Origin of the sequence: Enterobacter cloacae complex sp. 2024EL-00227 (assembly GCF_043945315.1) — a bacterium.
GTDB classification, from domain to species: Bacteria; Pseudomonadota; Gammaproteobacteria; order Enterobacterales; family Enterobacteriaceae; genus Enterobacter; species Enterobacter roggenkampii.
The window spans coordinates 61,652-87,936 of sequence record NZ_JBIMQP010000013.1 but is presented as its reverse complement, the minus strand read 5'-3'; the positions used below and the strand labels follow the sequence as shown (position 1 = coordinate 87,936).

Here is a 26,285-nt window from a genome sequence, read left to right as displayed (position 1 = left end):
TTTCCCCTGAATATTCAGCTAGTTATCGTTTTATTTTGAGTGAATGGTCAAAAAACTATCCGACCTTAACCCCAGCGGGAGGTGAAGGGAAGGAGTTTTTGCTTATGAAGCGGAATAAAAAGAAGACGATCACAAAGTGTGGATGAGTGATGTAGGCCCGGTAAGGCGCAGCCGCCACCGGGCAAGATTTTCTGCGGCCTGATGCCCTCTCCCACAGGGAGAGGGCGATAATAAGTTGTGAGTACTTACATCACAGCTGCAAACGCCTGCGCCACGCGATGAACGTTGCTGGCATTCAGGCCCGCCACGCACATACGGCCACTGGCGATCAGGTAGACGCCGAACTCTTCGCGCAGGCGATCGACCTGCGCCGCGCTCAGTCCGGTATAGCTGAACATCCCGCGCTGCTTGAGCAGATAATCAAAGTTATGCCCGGGCACGGCCTCTTTCAGGACATTAACCAGCGCCTGACGCATCGACAGGATGCGCTTACGCATCGCTTCCACTTCGGCAAGCCAGGAGGCTTTCAGCGTTTCGTCACCGAGAACCGTCGCCACCACCTGAGCACCAAAGTTTGGTGGGCTGGAGTAGATACGGCGCACCGTCGCTTTCAGCTGGCCCAGCACGCGGCCCGCCGCTTCGGCGTCTTCACACACCACGGACAGGCCACCAACGCGTTCACCGTACAGGGAGAAGATCTTAGAGAAGGAGTTACTCACCAGAACAGGCAGCCCGGCGCTGGCAGCGGCACGGATGGCATAGGCGTCTTCTTCCATACCCGCGCCAAAGCCCTGGTAGGCAATGTCGAGGAACGGGATCAGGTCGCGGGTCTTCAGCACCTCGATCACCGCATCCCACTGAGCATGGGTGAGATCCGCCCCGGTTGGGTTATGGCAGCACGGATGCAGCAGCACAATACTGCGCGCTGGCAGCGTGTTCAGCTTTTCCAGCAGCGCGTCAACGCGCACGCCGTTCGTTTCGCTGTCGAACCACGGATAGGTCGCCACCTTAAAGCCCGCGCCCTCGAAGATCGCAACGTGGTTTTCCCACGTCGGGTCGCTGACCCACACGCCTGAATCCGGGAAATATTTTTTCAGGAAGTCTGCACCGACCTTCAGCGCACCCGAGCCGCCCAGCGTCTGGATGGTCGCCACGCGTTTTTGCGCGAGCACAGCGTGATCGGCGCCGAACAGCAGCGGTGCAATGGTGTTGCGATAAGCGTTTAGCCCTTCCATCGGCAGATACAGAGACGCGCCGTGTGGAACCGCGTTCAGACGCGCTTCGGCTTCGGCAACGGCTTTTAATTGAGGAATAATGCCCTCCTCGTTGTAATACAGACCGATGCTGAGGTTCACTTTGTCGCTGCGAGGATCTTCTTTGAAACGCTCCATTAAGGAGAGGATAGGGTCGCCGGCATAGGCGTCAACTTTCTGAAACACGCGATGGTTCTCCGGAATTCGATGAGGCAGGGATTTCAACAATAAACCGGAAGCAGATGAAGGTCGAGAGCGATATCAGATCGGTCCCTGGATATATCGGCAAATGTGATCGATTCGCTCAGGCAGTGAGCCCTGCACGCGCAGAAAAGGAATATTTCGTGCCGACAGCTCTGCTTCATACCATACTTGCTGTCGGTGGCGAAACGCCTCGCCCTGCCGGGTGCCATCCTGCACAAACGGAAATTCATCTCCGCAAAGTACGACCAGCGCATAGTCTCGTTCAGCTAACTCCTTTAACGCCTGCGGCGCGCTGCCAAACTGATCGAGTGCGTAAAACAGGGTCGTTAAAGGTGAGGTATCACAGACCAGATAAGGCGCCGTGCAGGCTAATGCTTCCCGACGTACTTGCTCGCGGGCAATATGCAGCAAATCCTCCCGATCCAGGATACCGTTCTTCGCTTCCCAGTGTTCACGGCCATACTCTGCAACGTACGGAACGTTTAACGTCTGCGCCAGAGCTTTTGCTAGCGTGCTTTTGCCCGTCGATTCTCCTCCTAATAAGCAGATACGAAAAACAAAGCTGCGGTACACCTCTGGGGACATCATCTTACGATAACGATGAACATCAGAACGGATGAGCGTTCCCGAAGGGGCCTCTGGTCCCCGTTGACGCTGGAGACGCACGTGCGCAACCGGTCGTCCGAAACGCTGGCTCAGGACAACGGCAAACCCGTCTCCATAGTCTTCGGCAGTAAATACCGCCTCTGGCTGACAGTGCAAAATGTCCTCACACAGCGTTGCAACATAATGCCGGTGAAGATCGTCATCAGCGTCATTCGGTGGCGGTGGCGCAAGGCCATATGTAGCCAACACATGCGGCGAAAGCACGAGGTGGCGACATTGCGGAAAGCGCGTTGTTAACCAGTTAAGCCGCTTTTCAGGTTCGTAACCGCGTATTTCCGGCGACGAATAGCTGATGATACAGACCGTCTCGCACTGCTCAAGTGCCGTATTGATAAGCGCTTCATGGCCTGCATGTAATGGTGCGAATTTGCCTACCACCAGGCCGTTAGCATACAGCGTCATTGCGCACGGATCTCCTTGCGCCACTGATACAGTCCGTGCCACGCATTAAACCAAAACACCAGATATAAACCGGCGGTCAGATACAGTTCTCTCGTCGCGTACAGCGGTACTGCCAGCGTGTTAACGGCAAGCCAGATGTACCAGTTTTCCAGACGCCGTCCCATCAACATAAACTGAGCAAGAATGCTAAATGTCAAAATGATGGAGTCCAGCCAGGGGGCCCATGCGTTGGTATAGAGATGCAATATCCACCCGTACGCCGCTGCTACGCTTACGGCGCAGGCTAAAAGCATAAAAAAATGTCCCGGTCTGGTACGACGGACAGGCAAGACCTCTCCATGATTGCCTTTAAGCCAATGCAGCCAGCCGGTTATGCTCGTTATGATGAAAAAGAACTGAAGGGTAACGTCAGCATAAAGCTGCACAGAATAGAAGACCCAGGCATAAAGCCCGCTACCGATGATGCCTATCCACCACGTATGGATATTGTTTCTGGCGGCCAGCCAGACGGAGAGAGCATAGGCCAGACATGCAGCGATTTCTGAAGGGGACATTATCCTTCCCTGGAATGAAATGTTAGTCGATGTACTTCATCGCCACCCGAGACGTCAGGCGGGTGATAAGTTCGTAAGCACTCACTTTAGTGATTTCAGCAATACGTTCAACGGGTAAACCTTCCCCCCACATCACCACATCGTCGCCGGGTTTATCCTGCGCTTCTGGCCCCAGATCGACGCAAATCATGTCCATCGCCACGCGGCCAACGATCTTCACCTCGCGACCGTTGACCAGCACCGGCGTACCCGTTGGTGCTGCGCGCGGATAGCCGTCGCCGTAGCCCATCGCCACCACGCCGAGACGCGTGTCGCGCTCGCTGGTCCAGGTGCCACCATAGCCCACCGGTTCACCGGCTTTGTGTTCACGCACGGCAATCAGAGTAGACACCAGAGACATGACTGGCTGGAAACCCATGTCCGGCCCCCAGGGTTTATTCTCCAGCGGCGACACACCGTAAAGAATGATGCCCGGTCGCGCCCAGTCGAAATGCGACTGCGGCCACAGCAGAATACCGCCGGATGCGGCGATCGAGCGCATCCCCGGCTTGCCTTCGCAGAAGGTATTAAAGATATCCAGCTGTCGCTCGGTCGCACCGCACTCGGGCTCATCGGCACGGGCGAAGTGGCTGACAATATTCACCGGCTGGCGCACGTTTTTGCACCGGCATAAACGCTGATAAAACGCTTCGGCGCTTTCCGGACGCACGCCCAGACGGTGCATGCCCGTATCAAGCTTCATCCACACGGTCACCGGCTCGCTCAGCTCGGCGGTTTCCAGCGCGGCCAGCTGTTCTTCGTTGTGTACCGCCGTGTGCAGATGCTGATCCGCGATAGTTGGCAGATCGGCGGCTTCGAAAAAGCCTTCGAGGAGCAGAATCGGCTGGGTAATCCCCCCCGCGCGCAGGCGGAGGGCTTCTTCAAGACGGGCGACACCAAAGGCGTCGGCATCGGGGAGCGTTCGCGCGGTCTCAAGAAGACCGTGTCCGTAAGCGTTCGCTTTCACGACTGCAACGAGCTTGCTGGCGGGTGCCAGTTCACGCAGACGTTGCAGGTTGTGTCGCAGAGCGCGGCGGTTAATGACAACAGTTGCCGCTTGCATTTGAATTCCTTAGAAATTACTCATCATCATATTGAGGACCGGCATAGTTGTCGAAACGCGACCACTGGCCGTTAAAGGTCAGACGCACCGTCCCGATCGGGCCGTTACGTTGTTTACCAATAATAATTTCGGCGATCCCTTTCAGGTCACTGTTCTCGTGATAAACCTCATCACGGTAGATAAACATGATTAAGTCGGCATCCTGCTCGATCGAGCCGGATTCACGCAGGTCGGAGTTGACCGGGCGCTTGTCGGCACGTTGTTCCAGAGAGCGGTTAAGCTGCGACAGCGCCACCACCGGCACGTGCAGCTCTTTGGCTAACGCCTTGAGCGAGCGGGAAATTTCGGCGATCTCCAGCGTACGGTTGTCGGAGAGCGACGGGACGCGCATCAGCTGAAGGTAGTCGATCATGATAAGGCCGATACCGCCGTGTTCGCGGGCGATACGACGCGCGCGGGAACGGACTTCCGTCGGCGTCAGGCCGGAGGAGTCATCAATATAGATGTTACGTTTTTCCAGCAGAATGCCCATGGTGCCGGAGATGCGCGCCCAGTCCTCATCGTCGAGCTGACCGGTACGGATGCGGGTCTGGTCCACGCGCGACAGCGATGCCAGAGAACGCATCATGATCTGCTCGGAGGGCATCTCAAGGCTGAAAATCAGTACCGGCTTATCCTGCAACATTGCCGCATTTTCGACGAGGTTCATCGCAAATGTCGTTTTACCCATCGACGGACGCGCGGCGACGATAATCAAATCCGACGGCTGCAGACCGGCGGTTTTTTTGTTGAGATCGTCATAACCGGTGTTCACCCCGGTCACACCGTCGTGCGGCTGCTGGAACAGCTGTTCGATACGGGCAACGGTGGCGTCGAGGACGTCGGCGATGTTTTTGGGGCCTTCGTCTTTGTTGGCGCGGCTTTCGGCGATTTTGAAGACGCGAGACTCGGCAAGGTCGAGCAGGTCTTCACTGGTGCGACCCTGCGGATCAAAACCGGCTTCGGCGATCTCATTCGCCACCGAGATCATCTCGCGGACAACGGCGCGTTCACGCACGATGTCAGCATAAGCGCTGATGTTCGCCGCACTTGGCGTGTTTTTTGACAGTTCTGCCAGATAGGCAAACCCGCCGACGCTGTCCAGCTGTCCCTGACGCTCCAGCGATTCCGCGAGCGTGATCAGGTCAATCGGGCTACCCGACTCCTGCAGGCGCGCCATTTCGGTAAAGATATGACGGTGCGGACGGGTGTAGAAGTCCTCGGACACCACGCGCTCGGCGACGTCGTCCCAGCGCTCGTTATCCAGCATTAAACCGCCCAACACCGACTGTTCCGCTTCAATCGAGTGCGGCGGGACTTTTAACCCTGCGACCTGGAAATCACGCTCGCGAGGTTCAGTCTGTTTGTTGAAGGGTTTGTTTCCTGCCATAGTGAATGGAGTTACCGAGATAAAGAGTGGGTCGAAAGATTACCACATTCTGGAGGAAGCATGGCAACACGTATTGAATTTCACAAGCATGGTGGCCCTGACGTACTCAACGCGGTGGAGTTCACCCCCACCGCGCCTGGCGAAAACGAAGTGCAGGTTGAAAACAAAGCCATCGGCATAAACTACATCGACACCTATATTCGCGGCGGGCTCTACCCGCCTCCGTCGATGCCGAGCGGACTGGGCACCGAGGCGGCCGGCGTCGTCGTCAAAGTGGGCAGCGCGGTTAAGCATATTAAAGAAGGCGACCGCGTGGTGTACGCGCAATCTCCGCTGGGCGCTTACAGCTCCGTCCACAACGTCCCGGCGGATAAAGCCGCCCTGCTGCCCAACGCCATCTCCTTTGAGCAGGCGGCGGCCTCCTTTCTGAAAGGGTTAACCGTTTACTACCTGCTGCGCAAAACCTATGAAATTAAACCCGACGAGCAGTTCCTGTTTCATGCCGCGGCGGGTGGCGTCGGTCTCATCGCCTGTCAGTGGGCAAAAGCGCTGGGCGCAAAACTGATCGGCACCGTGGGCAATGCCCAAAAAGCCCAGCGCGCGCTGCAGGCGGGCGCCTGGCAGGTGATTAACTACCGTGAAGAGAGCATTGTCGAACGGCTGAAGGAGATCACCAGCGGCAAAAAGGTGCGTGTCGTGTATGACTCGGTTGGGAAAGACACCTGGGAAGCGTCGCTGGACTGCCTGCAGCGTCGTGGGCTGATGGTGAGCTTCGGAAATGCCTCAGGCGCAGTCACCGGCGTGAATCTGGGCATCCTTAACCAGAAAGGCTCGCTGTACGTCACGCGCCCTTCCCTGCAGGGTTACATCACCAACCGGGAAGAACTTGAGGAAGCCAGCAACGAGCTGTTCTCGCTGATCGCCAGCGGCGTCATTAAGGTGGATGTGGCAGAAGCGCAGAAATACCCGCTAGCCGATGCGCAGCGCGCGCATGAGGTGCTGGAGAGCCGGGCAACGCAGGGATCGAGCTTGTTGATTCCCTGAGCCCCAAAAAGAAATTGGGCTTCCCGTGGGAAGCCCTTTCTTTTTTTAGTTCGGCTGTATGTAGGGTACAGCGCGATGAATTCTTTAACGGCAGTCATAGTGACAGATTCGATAAGTAAATCCTATTCTGTTCTAAGCCAGGCTGCTGGAAAAGTTACAACTCTGTGACGAACCCCTCAATACCTTAGTAACGGAAGCGGTTATTGCGCTGATAACTGGGCACTTTTGGCGATTTAATCGCCCGTATCACCCACACCGCCGCGACGGCCAGCAGTAACCACGGCAGCAGTTTGATCGTCAGGGCAAACAATCCGCCAATAAACATGACGACCGTCGCCACCACGATAGCCGCCAGAATGCCGAGCAGCGAAATGCCCGTTGCTAACAGCATGACAAAAAAGCCAATCACAAAAAGTAGTTCCAGCATGGTGCTCTCCCACGAGTTCCCGAATGATGCAGCAAACATTACAAGAATCATGCCAGACATAACGTGTTGTTCTTAAAACAAAACGCCCCGCGAGAATTCGCAGGGCGTGGTGAATTTGACGAACTTTTAGCGAAAGTTATCGCTTGTCCGCCACCAGGCGCAACGCATGTTCCAGCACCTCAATATCGGCCCCGGCTTTATGGGCGTTTTCGCTCAGGTAGCGACGCCACTGACGCGCGCCCGGAATGCCCTGGAACAGCCCAAGCATATGGCGAGTGATATGGCCGAGATACGTACCGTTGCTCAGCTCGCGCTCAATGTAAGGATACATCGCACGCACGACGCCAACCGGATCGGTGTCTGCACCTTCGATGCCAAAGATTTCGCGATCGACCGTCGCCAGAATGCCCGGGTTCTGATACGCCTCGCGCCCGACCATCACCCCATCCATATATTCAAGATGCGCTTTGGCCTCTTCCAGCGACTTGATGCCGCCGTTAATGGACATCGTCAGGTGCGGGAAGTCACGCTTCAGCTGATACACGCGCGGGTAGTCCAGCGGCGGGATCTCACGGTTCTCTTTCGGGCTCAGGCCGGAGAGCCAGGCTTTTCGCGCGTGGATGATGAACATCTCGCATTCGCCCTTGCCGGAGACCGTATTGATGAAATCGCACAGGAATTCGTAGCTGTCCTGGTCGTCAATCCCGATACGGGTTTTGACCGTCACCGGAATGGAAACGACGTCGCGCATCGCCTTGATACAGTCCGCCACCAGCTGCGCGTTCCCCATCAGGCAGGCGCCGAACATGCCGTTTTGCACGCGATCGGACGGGCAGCCAACGTTGAGGTTGATCTCGTCGTAGCCGCGCGCTTCAGCCAGCTTCGCGCACTGCGCCAGGGCGGCCGGATCGCTGCCGCCCAATTGCAGGGCAACCGGATGCTCTTCTTCGCTATAGGCCAGATAGTCGCCCTTGCCGTGAATGATTGCGCCTGTGGTCACCATTTCGGTGTACAGCAGCGTATGGCGGGAGAGCTGGCGCAGGAAATAGCGGCAGTGTCTGTCCGTCCAGTCGAGCATTGGCGCAATGGAAAAACGGTGTGCAGGGAAAACGGTCTGTAATTCTGACGACATGGCGAAGTTTTAAGCATCTGGTGGAAAAGGGGCGCTACTATAGCACAAAGAAAAGCCGGAGGCGCAGCGCCTCCGGTGGACTTTAGAACGTCATGCTCAGCTGAGCCCCTGCGCCCCAGGTTTCGTCTTCACCGTACAGGCCCATCAGGTCAACATGCACGGTGCTAAACGGCGCGAAACCGACACCGCCGGTAAAGACATTGCTGTCGTTACCCTTCACGTCGGCACGATAACCCGCACGCACCGCCAGCCAGCTCAGCGGCGTCACCTCGGCACCGACACCCACGTACTGCGATGTATCTTCGCTCTTGAAGCCTTTGGTTTCGGTCAGATCGCCATCGGCGGTCAGCGTCACCAGGTCGTTGTGCCAGGCAGCACCGGCGGTCACCAGCGGACGGATCTGATAGGTGTCTTTATAGCTCACCACTTCTCCCGTACGGCCGTTGCGAATACGGATGTCTTTGGTGTCGATATCACGCGACATCAGGTTTTGTCCGCTCACGCCCACGGTCCAGTGTTCGCCGAAATCGGCCGCAATACCGGCATCCACGTTGAAGCCCGTATCGTCAGTGCGGTAGCGGCTGTCGTTCCACTTGTTACTGTCGTAATCGTAGATTGACGTGGTGTAGTTATAGACCCAGGTTTTTTGCAGTTTTGGCGTAACCCCCACGGAAACCGGGACGCCACCCAGATCGAACTGACGGGCAACAGCAACACCGTAATCGGAGACTATCGCCGCCCGGCCGGATGCCGTTGAGTTGAGGTTTTTGGTGATCTGATCCGTACCATTCAGCGCAGCGTCCAGCGCGACACCGGCAGCCACGACATTGCTTCGTTGAATACGGCGAAGGTAATCAATATCTTGCTGATCGATAGACGAGCTCACCCGGCCATGGGCATAGCCTTTCGCCATGAAGGCTACCGAAAGGACATCGTTAGGGATACTCACCGCAAGCCCTGCCCCTGCCGTTGCGCGTGCGGTTTTGCCTTTGAGATAGTCCAGCTCATCGGCCAGATCTTTGGCCGCGCCCTGGAATTGATTAATGGAACCTAATGGATTGGTGATAATTTCTCGTGGCGTGAGATTATCAACCACATCCTTGTAGTGATTAATTTTGTCGTTGATGTTATCAATCTCGTCCTGAAGATTGTCTTCATCCGTGATTTGCGCGCCAACCGAAGGCAATATGACCGTCACATCATCGTCCGGTTTTGCCTTTGCCAGCAGCGCGGGGTTGATTAACGCCCCACTACCATAGCTTCCCGAAGCCACGCCGGTGCCACCCATTGCGTCGCTGCGTGATTCTGTCCAGGTATTGGCTGCTCCCGCCTGATTTGCCATAAACAAGGAGACAGCAATGCTAACCACCGAAAATTTAAAATTTTTTTTCACAGTATGCCCGTTATAGTCTGTTATGAAATAACCCCTGTCTGTTATCACCCAAACAGGAACGAACTATTGCTGTGAATAAGTAGTAAAAGACCCGCTATTTCTTTCCCTAAGTAAAACTCCCTTACGGCCTGTTATATTTTGTGACGGCCCTCAATATTTATAGAAGAGGAAATTATTTTTTCCCAGGTTTTCCATCATGCGGCCCAAAAAACTGCGGGGGATGATCTACCCAGCGATCTTCCCGCGTGGCGGCATACACGGGGTTGAGCGGGTAGTAGATGCGGTTGTGCTTCTTGTTGGCCTCGCCAACGACCAGTAACCGAACCTCGTAGTCCGTGTTGTTGATAAAGGTATGACAGATGCCGGTGCCGGCGGGAAAACCTACACTGTCGCCAGGCTCCAGCTTCCACAAGTAGCCGTTAATCCAGGCTTCAGGGTAACCTTCGAGCACGTAAATAAACTCTTCTTCGTCGCTCTCCGCATGCGGATAGGATGTTCTGCGCCCCGGCGGCAGGCGCTCATGATGGATGCCAATACGCCCGAGCCCAAGCCTGCGAGCCAGCGGAGCACCAATGGAAAACAGCTCATCGCTGTCGGGGTAGGTCGAGTCATCCGCGCCTTCCACGTCGCGCCAGTGTCGAATGCAGTCAGGTCTTTTCATTCTGGTTCTCCCGGTTTTCGATGGGTCAGGTATAGCACAGACTGGCGGATCTCGGTGTTTTTAGCAGAACATGATAAAGTGAAGGTTTTCCGTCCTATAACATCCGGGGTGCTACATGGATAAGTCCACAAAAGAGCTGTTAGCGCAGGCCGAAAAGCTGTGTGCGCAACGCAATGTGCGCCTGACTCCGCAGCGCCTTGAAGTATTACGTCTGATGAGCCTGCAGCAGGGTGCCATCAGCGCCTACGATCTGCTGGATCTACTCCGCGAAAGCGAGCCGCAGGCAAAGCCGCCGACGGTCTATCGCGCGCTGGATTTCCTGCTTGAACAAGGGTTCGTGCACAAGGTGGAATCCACCAACAGCTATGTGCTATGCCATCTGTTCGATCAGCCCACCCACACATCGGCGATGTTTATCTGTGACCGCTGCGGCGTGGTGAAAGAAGAGGCTGCGGAAGGCGTGGAAGATATTATGCATACGCTGGCAGCGAAAATGGGCTTTGCCCTGCGTCATAACGTGATTGAAGCGCACGGGCTCTGTTCCGCGTGCGTGGAGGTGGAAGCCTGTCGCCATCAGGACGCGTGTCAGCACGACCACTCTATCCTGGTGAAGAAAAAGCCGCGTTAGCGGCAAAAGAAAAGGCGGCTCATGGCCGCCCTCAGGGTGTACTTCCTTGTACTTTCGGGTGTAGCCCGGTTACCAGCGGTAGTCGTTGCGTTTTTCCCAGTCGCCCACTTCTTTTTCCGCCTGGTCTTTTGCGTAGCCGTAACGCTCCTGGATTTTACCGACAAGCTGATCGCGTTTACCTTCGATGACGGTCATGTCGTCATCCGTCAGCTTACCCCACTGTTCTTTCGCTTTACCTTTGAACTGCTTCCAGTTGCCGCCGATTTCGTCTTTATTCATCATCGTGTCCTCTTCGTTAAGCGTCGGGTCGTAACGTCCGTTACGTTCTTTTCTGCTGGACGTGATAATTATTGTAGTTAAGGATTCCGTGGTTAATTTCATATTCGGAATCTTTAACCGTCACGATATATCGGAGCGCGAGGGAAACCAGGTATTGTTTTGCCAGTGTCGGTGCCAGATAAACGCCAGCGATAATCCGCGCAACGAGAGGAAGACGGCCAGGGCCAGCCATAAACCATGATTCCCCAGCCAGGGGAGCGTCAGGAGCGTCAGGCCAAATCCGGCCGCCGCGACAGCCATACTGTTGCGCATTTCGGCTCCGCGCGTCGCCCCAATAAACATGCCGTCCAGCAGATAACACCAGACGCCAACCACCGGTAAGACGACTTGCCAGATGAGATAGTGGCTCGCCAGCTCGCGCAGCGCAGGGAGAGAGGTAAGCAATGCAACGATTTGCTCACCGAAGCAGGCGTAAACCAGACCAAAGGCCAGCGCCACCAGCCCCGACTGACGGCAGGCAGCCCGCCACACCTCCCGAAGCTGCCCGCTTTCGCGCGCGCCGTACGCCTGCCCGGAATGCGCTTCAACCGCGTAGGCAAATCCGTCCAGCGCATAGGCGGTAAAGGTCAGAAGCGTCATCAATACCGCATTCACCGCAACGATTTCCGGCCCCAGTCGAGCCCCGAAAACCGTCAGCGCACCAAAGCAGAGCTGAAGAAGAAGCGAGCGCAACATGATGTCACGGTTGAGCGCCAGCAGCTTACGGATATTGCCGCGCCATGCGGTTTTGAGCAGCGCCAGGGAGATCCCGCGCATGGCCAGCACACACCGGACCATCCACAAGCCAATGATAAAGGTCCCGTATTCGGCAATCGCCGTCGCCAGCGCCGCGCCCTGCACGTTCATATGCAGACCCATGACCAGCCAGACGTCCAGAACAATGTTGAGCAGATTACCCACCACCAGCAAAATCACGGGCGCGCGGGCGTACTGCACGCCCAGTAGCCACCCCAGCAGAACCAGGTTTGCCAGCGAGGCGGGTGCGCTGAGCCAGCGGATTTCCAGGAACCGTCGCGCCTGCGCCAGTACCGCTTCGCTGCCACCGACGATATGAAGCGCAAGATCGATCAGGGGGGCCCGCAATACAACGATTAACGCACCCGCGCCAAGCGCGAGGATCAGCGGCTGCACCAGTGCGCGCGCCAGACGCAGCGGATCTTTCGCGCCATAAGCCTGTGCGGTAAGACCGGTGGTACTCATGCGCAAAAAGAGCAGCAGCATAAACAGGAAGCTGGTTGCCGTCGCGCCAATCGCCACGCCGCCAAGATAAACCGGTGAATCAAGATGGCCTATAACGGCAGTATCAACCAGCCCCAGCAAGGGCACGGTAATATTGGAGAAAATCATCGGCAGAGCAAGACGCCACAATGCCTTATCGGATGCCGTCAGCAGTGACATGAAAGATACCGGGAGTGGGGAATGAATCAGGCTACAGCGGTGCCATAGCCTGTCAGGAAGAGATTACAGCCATTCACCGTTGCGAATCACGCCTACCGCCAGACCTTCAATAGAGAAGCTCTGTTCGCGGAGGTCGACCACAATCGGGGTGAACTCGCTGTTTTCGGGCAGCAACTGAACAGTGTTACCCTGCTTTTTCAGACGCTTAACGGTCACTTCGTCATCAATGCGTGCGACCACGACCTGGCCGTTTCGCACGTCCTGAGTTTTATGCACCGCAAGCAGATCGCCATCAAGAATGCCGATGTCTTTCATCGACATGCCGCTGACGCGCAGCAGGAAATCAGCGCTCGGTTTGAACATGCCGGGATCGACCTGGTAGTGACCTTCAATATGCTGTTGTGCCAGCAGCGGCTCACCTGCAGCAACACGACCTATCAGCGGAATGCCCGTCTCTTCTTCCACCAGCAGGCGGATACCACGCGACGCGCCTGACACAATCTCAATCACACCCTTACGCGCCAGCGCTTTCAGGTGTTCCTCGGCAGCATTCGGAGAACGGAAGCCCAGACGCTGCGCGATTTCCGCACGCGTGGGTGGCATACCCGTCTGGCCGATATGATCCCGAATGAGATCAAACACCTCTTGCTGCCTGGTCGTTAACGCTTTCATTCCGCCCCCTGGGTGTATATACAGTTATGCTGTGAGTATATACAGTCAAAGGCGATTTTGGAACCAAAAACTGCACAAAAAACCAGGGACTTAATTATTCCTCGAGGCTCATCGGAAATGTGACCAAAGCAGGGTGACCCAGGTGATAACGGCAGTGATAATCGCCAGCAACACGGCAGCAGAGCCCATGTCTTTTGCACGGCCAGAAAGCTCATGGAAATCGGAACCAATGCGATCAACAACGGCCTCAATAGCGCTATTAAGAATTTCCACTATCATCACCAGAAGTACGGAACCGATAAGCAGTACGCGGGTAATCGCATCAACATCAAGGAAACAGGCGACGATCACCGCGACGATTGCGGCAACGCCCTCCTGGCGAAAAGCGGCTTCGTTGACCCATGCGGCACGGAACCCTTTCCATGAATAGCCGGCGGCTTTGATGATACGCGTTAACCCAGTGGTATTATTGGCCATTAAAAGAACCTTTTTTAAAAAAGAGCGTCATTAACATGAGGCGGAGCGCGTTTCGCTACAGCCTGAAGTATGACGGGTAACAACAGAAATTTTGCGCGCTTTCTGTTATCCTTGCGCCGCAATTGCATTATTAACCAGAGGCTTTACATCGTTTATGTCCGGCTGGCCACGAATTTACTACAAATTACTTAATTTACCATTAAGCATCCTGGTAAAAAGCAAGTCTATCCCAGCAGAACCCGCGCTGGAACTGGGGCTCGATACGTCGCGCCCTATTATGTACGTTTTGCCTTATAACTCGAAGGCAGACTTACTGACGCTTCGCGCCCAGTGTCTGGCGCATGACTTACCTGACCCGCTTGAACCGCTGGAAGTTGACGGTACGCTGCTGCCGCGCTACGTCTTCATCCACGGCGGGCCGCGCGTGTTTACCTATTACACGCCGAAAGAAGAGTCCATCAAGCTGTTCCATGACTATCTCGATCTGCACCGCAGCAACCCCGATCTGGATGTGCAGATGGTGCCGGTATCGGTGATGTTTGGTCGTCGTCCGGGTCGTGAAAAAGGCGAAGAGAATCCGCCGCTGCGCATGCTTAACGGCATCCAGAAGTTCTTCGCGGTCTCCTGGCTGGGACGCGACAGCTTCGTGCGCTTCTCCCCTTCCGTTTCGCTGCGTCGCATGGCGGACGAGCACGGCACCGACAAGATCATCGCGCAAAAACTGGCGCGCGTGGCGCGTATGCACTTCGCCCGTCAGCGCCTGGCGGCCGTAGGGCCACGCCTTCCGGCGCGTCAGGATCTGTTCAACAAGCTGCTGGCCTCCAAAGCGATCGCCCGCGCCGTTGAAGATGAAGCGCGCAGCAAGAAAATTTCGCATGAGAAAGCTCAGCAGAACGCCATTGCGCTGATGGAAGAGATCGCAGCAAACTTCTCTTACGAGATGATTCGCCTGTCCGATCGTATTCTCGGCTTTACCTGGAACCGACTGTATCAGGGCATCAACGTGCATAACGCCGAGCGCGTGCGTCAGCTGGCGCACGATGGCCATGAGATTGTCTATGTCCCCTGCCACCGCAGCCACATGGACTACCTGCTCCTTTCCTACGTGCTCTATCACCAGGGGCTGGTGCCACCGCACATCGCAGCCGGTATCAACCTGAACTTCTGGCCAGCGGGCCCGATTTTCCGCCGCCTGGGCGCGTTCTTTATTCGTCGTACCTTCAAGGGCAACAAGCTCTACTCCACCGTGTTCCGCGAGTATCTGGGCGAGCTGTTCAGCCGCGGCTATTCCGTGGAATACTTCGTGGAGGGCGGCCGTTCCCGTACCGGTCGTCTGCTCGATCCGAAGACCGGCACGCTGTCGATGACCATCCAGGCCATGCTGCGCGGCGGTACCCGTCCGATCACGCTGGTGCCTATCTACATCGGCTACGAGCACGTGATGGAAGTGGGCACGTACGCGAAAGAGCTGCGTGGCGCGACCAAAGAGAAAGAGAGCCTGCCGCAGATGCTGCGCGGCTTGAGCAAGCTGCGCAATCTCGGTCAGGGCTACGTGAACTTCGGCGAGCCGATGCCGCTGATGACCTACCTGAACCATCACGTGCCGGAGTGGCGCGAGTCCATCGATCCTATCGAAGCGGTGCGTCCGGCCTGGCTAACGCCAACGGTTAACGGCATCGCGTCCGAGCTGATGGTGCGCATTAACAACGCCGGTGCGGCTAACGCCATGAACCTCTGCTGTACGGCGCTGCTGGCTTCACGTCAGCGCTCGCTGACCCGTGAACAGCTCACGGAGCAGCTGGATTGCTATCTGGACATGATGCGTAACGTGCCGTATTCGGTTGACTCGACCGTGCCTTCTGCAACCGCCAGTGAACTTATCGATCACGCGTTGCAGATGAACAAGTTTGAAGTGGAGAAGGACACGATCGGCGACATCATCATTCTGCCGCGCGAGCAGGCCGTTCTGATGACCTACTACCGCAACAACATCACGCATATGCTGATGCTGCCGTCGCTCATGGCCGCCATTATTACCCAGCATCGTCATATCTCCCGTCAGGAGCTATTGCGCCATCTTGAGACCATCTATCCAATGCTGAAAGCGGAGCTGTTCCTGCGCTGGAGTAAGGATGAGCTGGCGACAGAACTGGATAAGATGACGGAAGAGATGCGTCGCCAGGGGCTGATTACCCTGAACAACGACGAGCTGCACATCAATCCGTCACGCTCCCGCACCCTGCAACTGCTGGCGGCCGGTGCGCGCGAAACGCTGCAGCGCTACGCCATCACGTTCTGGCTGCTGAGCGCGAACCCGTCCATCAACCGCGGTACGCTGGAGAAAGAGAGCCGGACGCTGGCCCAGCGCCTGTCCGTTCTGCACGGCATTAACGCCCCTGAATTCTTCGACAAAGCGGTCTTCAGTTCTCTGGTGCTGACGCTGCGCGATGAAGGCTTCATCAGCGATACGGGTGATGCCGAGCCGGAAGAGACGTTGAAGGTGTACCAGATGCTGGCAGAGCTGATTACCTCGGACGTGCGCTTAACGATTGAGAGCGCCACGCAGGGCGAGTAACACAATGCCGGGTTATGGCCCGGCCTGACGCCCTGGATAATAAAAAGGCCCGGTAAGCGCTGACGCTACCGGGCCTTTTTTTGCCTTGTTAAATCATTGCATTTAGCTGAGCAGCGTAAAGGCAATCATCCCGACAATTGCACCCGTCGTGCCGAGGATAGTTTCCATCAGCGTCCAGGTTTTCAGGGTTTGCGCTTCGGTGGCGCCGGTAAACTTACCGAACAGCCAGAAGCCGGCGTCGTTAACGTGAGAGACCACAATCGAACCACCCGCGATACAAATAGAAAGCGCGGCCATCTGGGCACCGGAGTAGTTCAGCTGTTCAATCACCGGCATCACCAGACCCACGGCGGTTAAACACGCCACGGTGGCGGAACCCTGGATGATACGCACCGCCGCAGCCAGCACAAAGCAGGTGACCGCAATCGGCAAGCCCATCCCGGTCAGCGCTTCGCCCAGAGCCGGGCCCACGCCGGAATCCACCAGCACCTGCTTGAACACGCCGCCTGCACCGATCACCAGCAGGATAATCCCCGCAGGCTGCAGCGCCGCACCGCAGATCTCCATCACCCGGTCTTTTGGCATCCCCTGACGCATCGCCAGGCCGTAAATCGCCACCAGGCACGCCACCAGGATCGCCGTGAACGGATGACCAATGAACTCAAACCATTCGTAGGCGGTAGAACCGACCGGCACAAAGCGCGCGGCGATGGTTTTCAGGCCCACCAGCACCAGCGGCAGCAGGATCAGCGACAGGCTGAAGCCGAAGGATGGCATTTTGCCCTCGCCCAGGTGCGGCTCGGTAATGTCGTCCGGAATGTGCAGCTCAACGTAACGGCTGATGAAGTTGCCCCACAGCGGACCGGCGATAATCATCCCCGGGATTGCCGCGCACAGGCCAATCAGGATCATCCAGCCAAAGTCGGCGTGCATCTGGGAGGCCAGCAGCATCGGGGCAGGCCCCGGCAGCAGAAACGCTGCGGCTGCCGCCACGCCCGCAAACAGCGGAATGACCAGCTTCACGAGGTTAGTACCGGTATGGCGCGCCATGGAGAATGCGACGCTTATCAGCAGCACAACGGCCACTTCGAAGAACAGCGGCAGCGCGCAAATCAGACCGGCCAGACCAATCGCGTAGTGCGCGCGGCTGTGGCCAAAGGATTTCAGCATCTTGACGGCAATCTGGTCGACCGCGCCCGTCTCGTGCAAAATCTTGCCAAACATCGCGCCCAGCGCGACCACAATCGCCAGGAAGCCCAGCGTACCGCCCATCCCTTTTTCCATTGTCGCGGCGATCTTGTCGAGCGGCATACCGGAAAAGAGACCAGCACCAATAGAAACCACCATCAAAGCAACAAAGGCGTGCATGCGCGCCTTCATCACTAAAAACAACAGCAGCAATACCGAACCTACTGCTGTCAAAACTAGCGTTAATGTACTCAAAACTTACTGCCTTTTATTAATGACCTCGATGGTGCTGGCAACAACACCCTCCAGTGACTGATCGATATCAACCACTAAGACGTCTTTTTCGTCTTCACCCGGCTCCTGCAGTGCTTCAAACTGCGTCAGCAGCATCTGGGTTTTGAAGAAGTGACCTTTACGCGCCTTCAGGCGGCTTTCAATCACCTCGAAATCCCCTTTCAGGTAGATGAAAGAGAGGTTCGGATTGCCGTCACGCAGCAGATCGCGGTAGGTTTTTTTCAGCGCGGAGCAGACGATCAGGGAGACTTTGTTGGTGCGCTGCATCGCGAACGCGGCGTCGTTCAGCGCCTGCAACCACGGTTTGCGGTCGTCGTCGTTCAGCGGCTCGCCGGAGGCCATTTTCATGATGTTGCTGCGCGGATGGAGGAAGTCGCCATCAAGAAACGCAGCCTGGAGTTGATGCGCCACTTCGCTGGCCACGGCTGATTTCCCGCTACCGGAAACGCCCATCAGGACGTAGACGTGGTGATCGTGATTAGTCGTGCTCAAAGGGTGTCCCTCAGTCAATTGTTACGGGTAACAGTTATCGGTAACATTGTCCTGCCGGGGCAAAAGAGAAGCAATATCCAAACGTGCGCGAAGTGAATAAGTGTGAGCTACTTCAAATTTGTCAGTTCAAATAGATCCACCCGGTGACAAGGTGAAACCTAAATCTAACATTTTCGGCGTAACCGTCTCGCCACGAATGCGCGCCAGCAGGCGTTCTGCGCCAATGCGGCCCATACGTTCACGCGGCGTCAGGACGCTCGCCAGACGCGGCTCCATCACCTGACCGATGTCATGGCCGTGGAAACCGGCGATCGCCATATCATCAGGGATCTTCAGCCCCAGACGCTGGCACTCAAACGCTGCGCCGACCGCAAGGTCATCGTTGGTACAGAAAATACCGTCCAGTTGCGGATACTCGCGTCGCGCCTGACGCATCAGCTCAATACCCGACGTATAGGAAGAGGATTGCTCCACCATCACGCTGTACGGGGTTAAGTTCGCGTCGAGCATCGCCTGCTCGTATCCCTTCTGTTTGATGATAGTACGTTCATCAAGACGCGCACCCAGATAGGCGATATGACGATGCCCACGGGCGATAATGGCCGCCGTCATCTGGCGCGCCGCTTCGAAGTTATCAAAGCCGACGGCGATGTCGAGGCACGGCGACTGGCTGTCCATCAGCTCCACGACCGGAATACCGGCCACTTCAATCATTTTGAGCGTGCGGGCAGTGTGGGTACGTTCGGTTAAAATCAGGCCGTCAATGTTCCAGGAAAGCATCGATTCAAGACGTTCCTCTTCGAGTTCCGGCTTGTACCCGTAGTGGGCGAGCATGGTCTGGTAACCAAACGCATCGGTAACGCTTTCGATTCCACGTAATACTTCGGCGAAAACCTGGTTGGTCAAAGAAGGAAGCAGAACGCCCACCGCGCGGCTGGTCGCATTGGAGAGAATATCGGGTGCACGGTTGGGGATGTAACCCAGTTCATCAAGGGCAGCGGCAATCTTGCCACGTAACGCCACGGAAACCTGTTCCGGGTTACGTAAAAAACGGCTGACCGTCATTTTGGTCACACCGACGCGATCGGCGACATCCTGAAGTACGGGGCGTTTCTTTTTCATCGTCCTGAGAAATCTTGAAGTGAGAGATTCGCTCAGTTTACCACGGACAAAGCCCATCCTTCCCCTGTCAAAGGGAAGGATGGGGATTTATTTATGTTTTATTACACCGGCGGCAGGTCAAACAGCAGAATTTCGCTTTCGCTGTCGGCATGCACGGAGATCGCCTGCTCATCCCAGATGGCCAGACCATCGGCGGTTGTCGCTTTGGTGCCGTTGATGGACACCTCCCCTTTCACCACCTGGATCCAGACGCGGCGGTTAGCGGCAATCTGATGCACGGACTGTTCATCTTTCGCCAGCGCCCAGCGGTACAGCTCCATATCCTGATGCACTTTCAGGGAACCTTCACGCGCATCCGGGGAGAGCACCAGCTGTTTACCCTGTTTGGCGTCGAAGCGGCGCTGCTCGTAGCGCGGCGTGATGCCGGTCTCTTCTGGAATGATCCAGATTTGATACAGGTGCAGTTTTTCCGTTTTGCTTGGGTTGTACTCGGAGTGACGCACCCCGGTACCCGCGCTCATAATCTGGAACTCGCCCGCCGGAACCTGCTCTTTGTTGCCCATGCTGTCCTGGTGCTCAACCGCGCCTTCCAGCACATAGGTCAGGATTTCCATGTCTTTGTGCGGGTGGGTACCAAAGCCCTGGCCTGCATCAATCACGTCGTCGTTAATCACCCGCAGTGCGGAGAAGCCCATGAAGTTCGGGTCGTAGTAGTCGGCAAACGAGAATGAATGCCATGAGTCCAGCCAGCCATGATTCGCGTGACCACGTTCGTTTGCTTTGCGTAAGTAGATCATTGTTTTCACCCTCAGTTCGTTTCGATGGAGTAAGTGTGGACGCAAACGGCCTGGGATCATAGAGGGTGAAAATTGACTCCTCTGTTCAAAAATTGTGAACAAGTTCAGAGGAGCCGTTTTTGCTTATTTTGCGAGGGTTACCGTGGCAGGAGAGGCCTGTTCGAAGGCCCGCTCAAGGATTTCGAGGTTGGTCAGAACGTCAGATTCCTTGACGTAATTCGCCGTGCCGTTTGTGAGGGTCTCAAACAGCGCATCATAGACGCGGCCATAGTCGCCGGTTTCCGGCTTCAGCGTTTCTTTGACCGTCACGCCCTCGTCGTTCACATACTCCAGCACGCCCACGGAATCGTCCGCGGCAAAGCCTGGTTCACCCGGCATGATATTGGCCTTCAGGCTGGTCTCCTGCTGGTCGATACCGTATTTGATAAACGAACCTTTAGTGCCGTGAACGATAAATTTCGGGTAGTCGATCTTCACCAGGTGGCTGGTTTTGACGATGGCCTTCAGGTCGCCGTAGAAAAGCTGGGCTTCGAAGGTATCGTCCGGGTTGGCTTTATTGCGCAGGCTGCGAATGTCATACGCCACGTGGTCCGGGCGGCCAAACAGGGAGATGATCTGGTCCATGGTATGCACCCCCAGACCATAGAATGAACCATCCTGCGGCAGTCCGGGTTGGGTTTCCGCCACCGGACGGTAGTAATCGAAGTGGCTTTCTATCTCCACAATGTCGCCGAGCTTGCCGCTTTCAATCGCTTTTTTTGCCGTCAGGAAGCAGCTGTCAAAGCGACGGTTCTGGTACGGCGTGACGGTCAGCCCTTTACTTTTCGCCAGCGCGAACAGCGCTTTCGCTTCGGCAATAGTCGGGGTGAACGGCTTTTCTACCAGCACGTTTTTACCCGCATTGAGCGCGCGTTTCGCATAGTCAAAATGGCTGTCGGCGTGGGTGCAGACAATCACCAGCGTGACCTGCGGATCGTTAAGCACGTCATCGAGATCGCTGGTGAAGTGGATGTGGGAATACTGAGGAGATTGCTCTTCCGGCTTCGCGCGGCGGCGGTAGATATGGGCCACATGCCAGGTATCTTTACGGTTGAGGACATACGGCAGGTGATAGCGGGTGGTGCTTTTGCCAAATCCAATAAATGCACAGTGTAGTGTCATGGCTCAGTCCTTTTGGAAGGTTACTGAGTCTAACCATAACAAAAAAAAAGCCAGCTAAAAGCTGGCTAAAGTAATACTGGAAGCAATGTGAGCAATGTCGTGCTTTCAGGTTCCCGTAGCGGTCTTCCTGAATGCAGAGCAATAATAATCATTCTCATTCGCACTTGTCCAATACTTTTTGCAAAAAATAGCGGTTGACTCAAATTTTAAAGTCATTGATGTTGGAAGGGCCTTTTAAATGACTGAGGAACAAGGAATGAGTGAGATAGTGATACGCCACATCGAACCCAGCGATGCAGAAGCTTTACGTGACATCATGTCGCATCCTGATGTGTATCACGACACGCTACAGCTCCCTCATCCTTCTATGGAAATGTGGCACGAACGCGTTGCGACAAAACCAGGCCGGCGCCATCTCGTTGCCTGTCTGGACCAGCGCGTTATCGGGCATATGGCGCTGGACGTGATGGAAAACCCGCGTCGCAGCCATGTTGCCACATTCGGCATCAGCGTGGCTGCGGATATGCAGGGACGCGGCGTAGGCCGCAGGCTCATGAGCGAGATGATCAACCTGTGTGACAACTGGTTGCGCATTGAACGTATCGAACTGACGGTCTTTGCCGATAACCCCGCGGCTGTTGCCCTCTATAAAAATTTTGGTTTTGAAATCGAAGGGACCGGCAAGAAATTTGCCCTGCGCAACGGCGAATATGTGGACGCGTATTATATGGCGAGAATGAAGTAGTGATTTGCCGGGTGGCGGCTTCGCCTTACCCGGCCTACGTTCGTGCAGTTGTAGGCCCGGTAAGCGCAGCGCCACCGGGCAATACATCAATACCCCGCCGTCAAATCATCCACCGAACGCGGGTCTGATGCGCCAAACAGCGCTCCGTCCGGCCCCACCATAATGCTCTGGGTGCTGCCCATCGCCTCCTTCACCGCCACCTTCTGCCCACGCTGCTCAAGCAGTTTAATGGTGTCCGGGCTAAAGCCCTTCTCGACGCGCAGCTCGTCCGGCAGCCACTGGTGGTGGAAACGCGGGGCGTTAGTCGCTTCGGCGACGTTCATCCCAAAGTCGATACTGTTTACCACCATCTGTAATACGGTGGTGATAATTCGGCTGCCGCCCGGGCTACCGGTTACCAGCCAGGTTTTGCCCTCTTTTACCACGATGGTGGGCGACATGGACGACAGCGGACGTTTCTTCGGCCCTACCGCGTTCGCATCGCCGCCGACCAGCCCGTAGACGTTCGGCACGCCCGGCTTGGCAGAGAAGTCATCCATCTCGTTGTTCAGCAGAATGCCGCTGTTGCCCGCCACAATCCCGGTGCCGAAGGTGGTGTTGAGCGTATAGGTCACCGCCACCGCGTTACCGTCTTTATCCACCACCGAGAAGTGGGTGGTCTGGTTGCTTTCATACGGCGCCAGCTTGCCGGGACGGATCTCGCTCGACGGCTTGGCCTTGTTGATATCAATCTGATCGGCAATGGATTTGGCGTACGCCTTGTTGGTCAGCGCCTGCCACGGCACCTTCACGAAGTCCGGGTCGCCGAGATATTCCGAGCGGTCGGCATAGGCGCGTTTTTCCGCTTCCGCCATTATCTGCATGGCATCCGCGCTGCCGAAGCCGAACTTGTGCATATCGAAGTTTTCAAGAATGTTGAGGATCTGCACGATGTGAATGCCCCCGGAAGACGGCGGCGGCATGGAGAAGACCTCGTACCCGCGGTAGGTGCCGCTAATCGGCTCGCGCTCCACCGCCCTGTAGTCCGCCAGATCCGCTTTGGTGATGAGCCCGCCGTTCTTCTGCATCTCTTCCGCAATCTGGTCGGCAATCGCCCCTTTGTAGAAAGCGTCCGGACCGTGCTCCGCAATCAGCTCCAGGCTTTTGGCGAGGTTCTTCTGCACCAGCTTATCGCCCTTCTTCAGCGGTTCACCGTCTTTCCAGAAGATCGCCTTACTGTTTTCGTGATTCGGGATGACTTCGCTGCCGTAGGTTTTGAGGTCGTCTGCCAGGGCGTCATTCACCACAAAGCCCTCCCGCGCCAGCTTGATAGCAGGCTGCACCACCTTGTTCAGCGGCATCGTGCCGTATTTTTCCAGCGCCAGCGAGAAGCCCGCAACGGTGCCCGGCGTGCCGGAGGCCAGGTGCGAGGTCAGGGATTTTTTACTGTCCGGGTTGCCCTGGTCATCGAGGAACATGTCCCGTGACGCCTGAGAAGGCGCCATTTCACGGAAGTCGATGGCGGTGGTTTTCCCGTCTTTGGTGCGCAGCATCATAAAGCCGCCGCCGCCCAGGTTCCCCGCCTGCGGGTGCGTCACCGCCAGCGCATAGCCGACGGCGACCGCCGCATCCACCGCGTTACCGCCCTGCCTGAGAATATCGACACCCACGCGGGTCGCCAGCGCATCCACCGACGCCACCATGCCGTGGGTTGCCCGCACGGGATGAAAGACATCTTCCTCCACGCCGTAAGAGACCGGAGGCGCCGCGGGCGGGTTGGCCGCCACGCTAAATGTACCGCCTGCCATCAGCGCGGCGAGGGCGACCCAGCGCAAAAACGTTGGTTTCATCATTATTGTTCTCCAGGTGAAGGGATCCATATTCCCCGCTTAAGCCTGGTTCACAACTCCTAAAAAATCATCGTCATGGTGAAATCAGGGTAAACTTAAGAGAGACCTCAAAAGGAGGAAATGACAATGAAACGCTTATTGATTCTTACGGCGCTGATCCCGTTTGCCGCGCTCGCACAGCCACTCAATACGATGAATAACCCGAACCAGCCGGGTTACGTTATCCCGAGCCAGCAGCGTATGCAGACCGAGATGATGAGCCAGCAACAGCAGCAAAAAGGGATGCTGAATCAGCAGCTGAGAACGCAGACCCAGATGCAGCAGCAAAGCCTGCAAAATCAGATGAACGCCAACACCCAGCGCGTGCAGCAGGGGCAGGTTCGCGAGCAGCCGCTGCCGAACAAAAATGGCGGAATGTTAGGTGGAATGACCTCGTCAGGCAGCGGACAGCAGCATATGCTGCCGCCGCAGTCGAATGGCAGTATGCTTAATCCGCAGAACTAAAGTCCGGGCCGATCAGGTCAATCGCATCGGTACAGATGCTGTCCACGCCCCAGCGCAGCAGTTCGGCCGCACGCTGGGGTTTATTGACGGTGTAAACCAGAATATGCAGTCCCGCGTCTTTCAGCATCTTCACCCGCGCCTCATCCAGCAGCTTGTGATTAAGATGAATAGAGACACACGCTAAGCGCGTCGTCAGCTCGCGCCAGTCCTCGCGCCACTCGTCCAGCAATAGCCCGCGCGGCAATTCCGGCACGGCCGCCTGCGCCGCCTCCAGGGCGTCAATTTCAAACGAGGAGAGCAGCGGCGCGGTCATCCCTTCCCACAGCTCGCGCGCGGCCAGGGCAATGACTTTGCCCGTCAGCGGCCCGGTGCCGGTGGTCGGTTTGATTTCGATATTGGCCATCATGCCGTGCTGGCGACAGCGATCGGCCACTTCCGCCAGCAGCGGCAGCGGTTCGCCTTTGAATTCGCCGCTGTACCAGCTTCCGGCGTCGACTTTCAGCAGATCGCGCCACGGCAGCTCGCCCGCCACGCCCCAGCCGTTGCTGGTGCGTTCGAGGTTATCGTCATGCAGCAGGAAAATCTCGCCGTCTTTCGACAGCTTGGCGTCGAACTCGATCATGGTGTGGCCGTAACGCGCGCCAACATCAATCGCCGCCAGGGTGTTCTCCGGCGCCAGCTTACCGCCGCCGCGGTGGGCGACGACGTGGGGATAAGGCCAGTTGCTCATACTCGTTGTCCTGTTTCACCGTCAAAAAGGTGCAGATGATTTTCCGGCAGGTGCAGCCACAGCGTGCTGCCTGCTTTCGGGCGCTCCTGATGCGCCAGACGCACCACCATCTTTTGCTCGCCCCAGCGCCCGTGCGCCAGGTTATCTGCACCTAACATCTCCAGCGTGTCCATCACCAGCGGCACGCCGCCTTCCGCTTGAGAGGTTAAACCGATATGTTCCGGGCGGATACCGAGCGTCATCTTACGCCCGGCGTAGCCACGATAGTACCAGTTGATCGGCAATGCCATCCCGCTTTCCAGCTCAAAGTGCGTGCCCGTGCTGCTGATGCGCCCTTCGAGCAGGTTCATCGCCGGGCTGCCGATAAAGCTCGCCACAAAGCGGGTGGCCGGTTTCTCGTAGACTTCCACGGGGGTACCAATCTGCTCGGCAACGCCTTTGTTCATCACCATCACGCGCTGGGCGAGGGTCATGGCCTCAACCTGATCGTGGGTGACGTACAGTGACGTGGTTTTCAGACGACGGTGCAGCTGCTGCAGCTCAAGACGCATCTGCACGCGCAGCTTGGCGTCGAGGTTAGAGAGCGGCTCGTCGAAGAGGAATACCGCCGGATCGCGCACGATGGCGCGCCCCATCGCCACGCGCTGGCGTTGGCCGCCGGAGAGTTCGCGCGGGCGGCGCTTGAGCAGGCCGTCCAGCTCCAGAATGCGCGCCGCTTCTTTCACGCGCTCCTCAATATGGCCTTTGCCCATGCCGCGGATTTTCAGCCCCCAGGCCATGTTCTCCTCCACGCTCATGTGCGGGTAGAGAGCGTAGTTCTGGAACACCATCGCGATGCCCCTGTCTTTCGGCTCCATCTCGGTGACGCGCTGGCGGTCAATCCAGATATCCCCGGACGTTACGCGCTCCAGCCCCGCCACCATGCGCAGCAGCGTAGATTTGCCGCAGCCGGACGGGCCGACCATCACGATAAACTCCCCGTCCGCCACGTCGAGCGTCAGCGGCTGAATCACCTGGGTTTTGCCGTCCCAGCTTTTGGTTACTGCCTGAAGTTTTAAACCTGCCAT

At 56.7% G+C, this 26,285-nt stretch carries 26 protein-coding genes; 5 read left to right on the top strand and 21 right to left on the bottom strand.

Features of this window, described 5'->3' with window-relative positions; genetic code table 11:
- Nucleotides 1–245 precede the first annotated feature (245 nt).
- From tyrB to dnaB, 5 genes are all read right to left on the bottom strand, one after another.
- Nucleotides 246–1,439, bottom strand: coding sequence for an aromatic amino acid transaminase (gene tyrB, locus ACHH0Z_RS20080; protein ID WP_045407257.1), 1,194 nt, complete (start codon nt 1,437–1,439; stop codon nt 246–248).
- 75 nt (nt 1,440–1,514) lie between these two features.
- Complete coding sequence (locus tag ACHH0Z_RS20075) at nt 1,515–2,525, bottom strand: AAA family ATPase (RefSeq protein ID WP_023293519.1); 1,011 nt, start codon at nt 2,523–2,525, stop codon at nt 1,515–1,517.
- Complete coding sequence (gene pnuC, locus ACHH0Z_RS20070; protein WP_023293520.1) at nt 2,522–3,079, bottom strand: nicotinamide riboside transporter PnuC; 558 nt, start codon at nt 3,077–3,079, stop codon at nt 2,522–2,524. The genes ACHH0Z_RS20075 and pnuC overlap by 4 nt, the downstream gene beginning before the upstream one ends.
- Nucleotides 3,080–3,101: 22 nt before the next feature.
- Entirely contained in the window at nt 3,102–4,181 is a 1,080-nt protein-coding gene (alr, locus tag ACHH0Z_RS20065) for an alanine racemase (protein WP_008503376.1), read from the bottom strand.
- Between the two features lie 16 nt (nt 4,182–4,197).
- Nucleotides 4,198–5,610: a replicative DNA helicase gene (dnaB, locus tag ACHH0Z_RS20060; RefSeq protein WP_008503375.1), complete on the bottom strand. Its 1,413-nt coding sequence runs from the start codon at nt 5,608–5,610 to the stop codon at nt 4,198–4,200.
- A 60-nt stretch (nt 5,611–5,670) separates the two neighbouring features.
- Between dnaB and ACHH0Z_RS20055 the strand changes: the two genes are divergently transcribed.
- Nucleotides 5,671–6,654, top strand: a complete 984-nt coding sequence (locus ACHH0Z_RS20055; RefSeq protein WP_008503374.1) for a quinone oxidoreductase — start codon at nt 5,671–5,673, stop codon at nt 6,652–6,654.
- A gap of 184 nt (nt 6,655–6,838) precedes the next feature.
- Here ACHH0Z_RS20055 and pspG read toward each other — a convergent pair whose 3' ends face one another.
- The 4 genes from pspG to ACHH0Z_RS20035 form a co-directional block, all read right to left on the bottom strand.
- Nucleotides 6,839–7,081: an envelope stress response protein PspG gene (pspG, locus tag ACHH0Z_RS20050; RefSeq protein WP_023293521.1), complete on the bottom strand. Its 243-nt coding sequence runs from the start codon at nt 7,079–7,081 to the stop codon at nt 6,839–6,841.
- 136 nt (nt 7,082–7,217) lie between these two features.
- The gene (dusA, locus tag ACHH0Z_RS20045) at nt 7,218–8,213 is read right to left on the bottom strand and encodes a tRNA dihydrouridine(20/20a) synthase DusA (RefSeq protein ID WP_045407253.1); all 996 of its coding nucleotides are present in this window, start codon (nt 8,211–8,213) and stop codon (nt 7,218–7,220) included.
- An 82-nt stretch (nt 8,214–8,295) separates the two neighbouring features.
- The gene (locus ACHH0Z_RS20040) at nt 8,296–9,606 is read right to left on the bottom strand and encodes a conjugal transfer protein TraF (RefSeq protein ID WP_021242754.1); all 1,311 of its coding nucleotides are present in this window, start codon (nt 9,604–9,606) and stop codon (nt 8,296–8,298) included.
- A 172-nt stretch (nt 9,607–9,778) separates the two neighbouring features.
- Nucleotides 9,779–10,267, bottom strand: coding sequence for a cupin domain-containing protein (locus tag ACHH0Z_RS20035; RefSeq protein ID WP_045407251.1), 489 nt, complete (start codon nt 10,265–10,267; stop codon nt 9,779–9,781).
- 115 nt (nt 10,268–10,382) lie between these two features.
- On the opposite strand from ACHH0Z_RS20035, the gene zur reads away from it, so the two are divergent.
- Entirely contained in the window at nt 10,383–10,895 is a 513-nt protein-coding gene (zur, locus tag ACHH0Z_RS20030; RefSeq protein ID WP_008503369.1) for a zinc uptake transcriptional repressor Zur, read from the top strand.
- 69 nt (nt 10,896–10,964) lie between these two features.
- Here zur and ACHH0Z_RS20025 read toward each other — a convergent pair whose 3' ends face one another.
- From ACHH0Z_RS20025 to ACHH0Z_RS20010, 4 genes are all read right to left on the bottom strand, one after another.
- Nucleotides 10,965–11,174, bottom strand: coding sequence for a CsbD family protein (locus tag ACHH0Z_RS20025; RefSeq protein ID WP_014830284.1), 210 nt, complete (start codon nt 11,172–11,174; stop codon nt 10,965–10,967).
- A gap of 120 nt (nt 11,175–11,294) precedes the next feature.
- Entirely contained in the window at nt 11,295–12,632 is a 1,338-nt protein-coding gene (gene dinF, locus ACHH0Z_RS20020) for an MATE family efflux transporter DinF (RefSeq protein WP_045407247.1), read from the bottom strand.
- 63 nt (nt 12,633–12,695) lie between these two features.
- Nucleotides 12,696–13,304, bottom strand: coding sequence for a transcriptional repressor LexA (gene lexA, locus ACHH0Z_RS20015; protein ID WP_008503366.1), 609 nt, complete (start codon nt 13,302–13,304; stop codon nt 12,696–12,698).
- 108 nt (nt 13,305–13,412) lie between these two features.
- A complete protein-coding gene (locus tag ACHH0Z_RS20010; RefSeq protein ID WP_045335150.1) occupies nt 13,413–13,781 on the bottom strand; it encodes a diacylglycerol kinase in 369 nt (122 codons plus the stop codon).
- A 154-nt stretch (nt 13,782–13,935) separates the two neighbouring features.
- Here ACHH0Z_RS20010 and plsB point away from each other — a divergent pair, with 154 nt between their 5' ends.
- The gene (gene plsB, locus ACHH0Z_RS20005; RefSeq protein ID WP_021242749.1) at nt 13,936–16,356 is read left to right on the top strand and encodes a glycerol-3-phosphate 1-O-acyltransferase PlsB; all 2,421 of its coding nucleotides are present in this window, start codon (nt 13,936–13,938) and stop codon (nt 16,354–16,356) included.
- A gap of 102 nt (nt 16,357–16,458) precedes the next feature.
- On the opposite strand, the gene gntU is transcribed toward plsB, so the two are convergent.
- The 5 genes from gntU to ACHH0Z_RS19980 form a co-directional block, all read right to left on the bottom strand.
- On the bottom strand, nt 16,459–17,799 hold the full coding sequence (gene gntU / locus ACHH0Z_RS20000; RefSeq protein ID WP_014833577.1) for a gluconate transporter: 1,341 nt from the start codon (nt 17,797–17,799) through the stop codon (nt 16,459–16,461).
- A 3-nt stretch (nt 17,800–17,802) separates the two neighbouring features.
- Nucleotides 17,803–18,330 carry a gluconokinase gene (gntK, locus tag ACHH0Z_RS19995; protein ID WP_045407244.1) on the bottom strand — a complete coding sequence of 176 codons (528 nt, stop codon included), beginning with the start codon at nt 18,328–18,330 and terminating at the stop codon, nt 17,803–17,805.
- A gap of 126 nt (nt 18,331–18,456) precedes the next feature.
- Nucleotides 18,457–19,452, bottom strand: a complete 996-nt coding sequence (gene gntR / locus ACHH0Z_RS19990; RefSeq protein WP_021242747.1) for a gluconate operon transcriptional repressor GntR — start codon at nt 19,450–19,452, stop codon at nt 18,457–18,459.
- 101 nt (nt 19,453–19,553) lie between these two features.
- Nucleotides 19,554–20,249, bottom strand: a complete 696-nt coding sequence (locus ACHH0Z_RS19985; protein WP_008503360.1) for a pirin family protein — start codon at nt 20,247–20,249, stop codon at nt 19,554–19,556.
- 123 nt (nt 20,250–20,372) lie between these two features.
- On the bottom strand, nt 20,373–21,410 hold the full coding sequence (locus ACHH0Z_RS19980) for an oxidoreductase (RefSeq protein WP_045407243.1): 1,038 nt from the start codon (nt 21,408–21,410) through the stop codon (nt 20,373–20,375).
- 256 nt (nt 21,411–21,666) lie between these two features.
- Between ACHH0Z_RS19980 and yhhY the strand changes: the two genes are divergently transcribed.
- Complete coding sequence (gene yhhY / locus ACHH0Z_RS19975; protein WP_021242744.1) at nt 21,667–22,155, top strand: N-acetyltransferase; 489 nt, start codon at nt 21,667–21,669, stop codon at nt 22,153–22,155.
- 86 nt (nt 22,156–22,241) lie between these two features.
- On the opposite strand, the gene ggt is transcribed toward yhhY, so the two are convergent.
- Complete coding sequence (gene ggt, locus ACHH0Z_RS19970) at nt 22,242–23,987, bottom strand: gamma-glutamyltransferase (RefSeq protein ID WP_172621899.1); 1,746 nt, start codon at nt 23,985–23,987, stop codon at nt 22,242–22,244.
- A 123-nt stretch (nt 23,988–24,110) separates the two neighbouring features.
- On the opposite strand from ggt, the gene ACHH0Z_RS19965 reads away from it, so the two are divergent.
- Nucleotides 24,111–24,488: a DUF2756 family protein gene (locus ACHH0Z_RS19965; protein ID WP_032664701.1), complete on the top strand. Its 378-nt coding sequence runs from the start codon at nt 24,111–24,113 to the stop codon at nt 24,486–24,488.
- On the opposite strand, the gene ugpQ is transcribed toward ACHH0Z_RS19965, so the two are convergent.
- Together ugpQ and ACHH0Z_RS19955 are read right to left on the bottom strand one after the other, a co-directional pair.
- Nucleotides 24,472–25,218: a glycerophosphodiester phosphodiesterase gene (gene ugpQ, locus ACHH0Z_RS19960; protein WP_021242741.1), complete on the bottom strand. Its 747-nt coding sequence runs from the start codon at nt 25,216–25,218 to the stop codon at nt 24,472–24,474. The two genes, ACHH0Z_RS19965 and ugpQ, sit on opposite strands and share 17 nt — an antisense overlap.
- A complete protein-coding gene (locus ACHH0Z_RS19955) occupies nt 25,215–26,285 on the bottom strand; it encodes a sn-glycerol-3-phosphate import ATP-binding protein UgpC (protein WP_008503354.1) in 1,071 nt (356 codons plus the stop codon). The genes ugpQ and ACHH0Z_RS19955 overlap by 4 nt, the downstream gene beginning before the upstream one ends.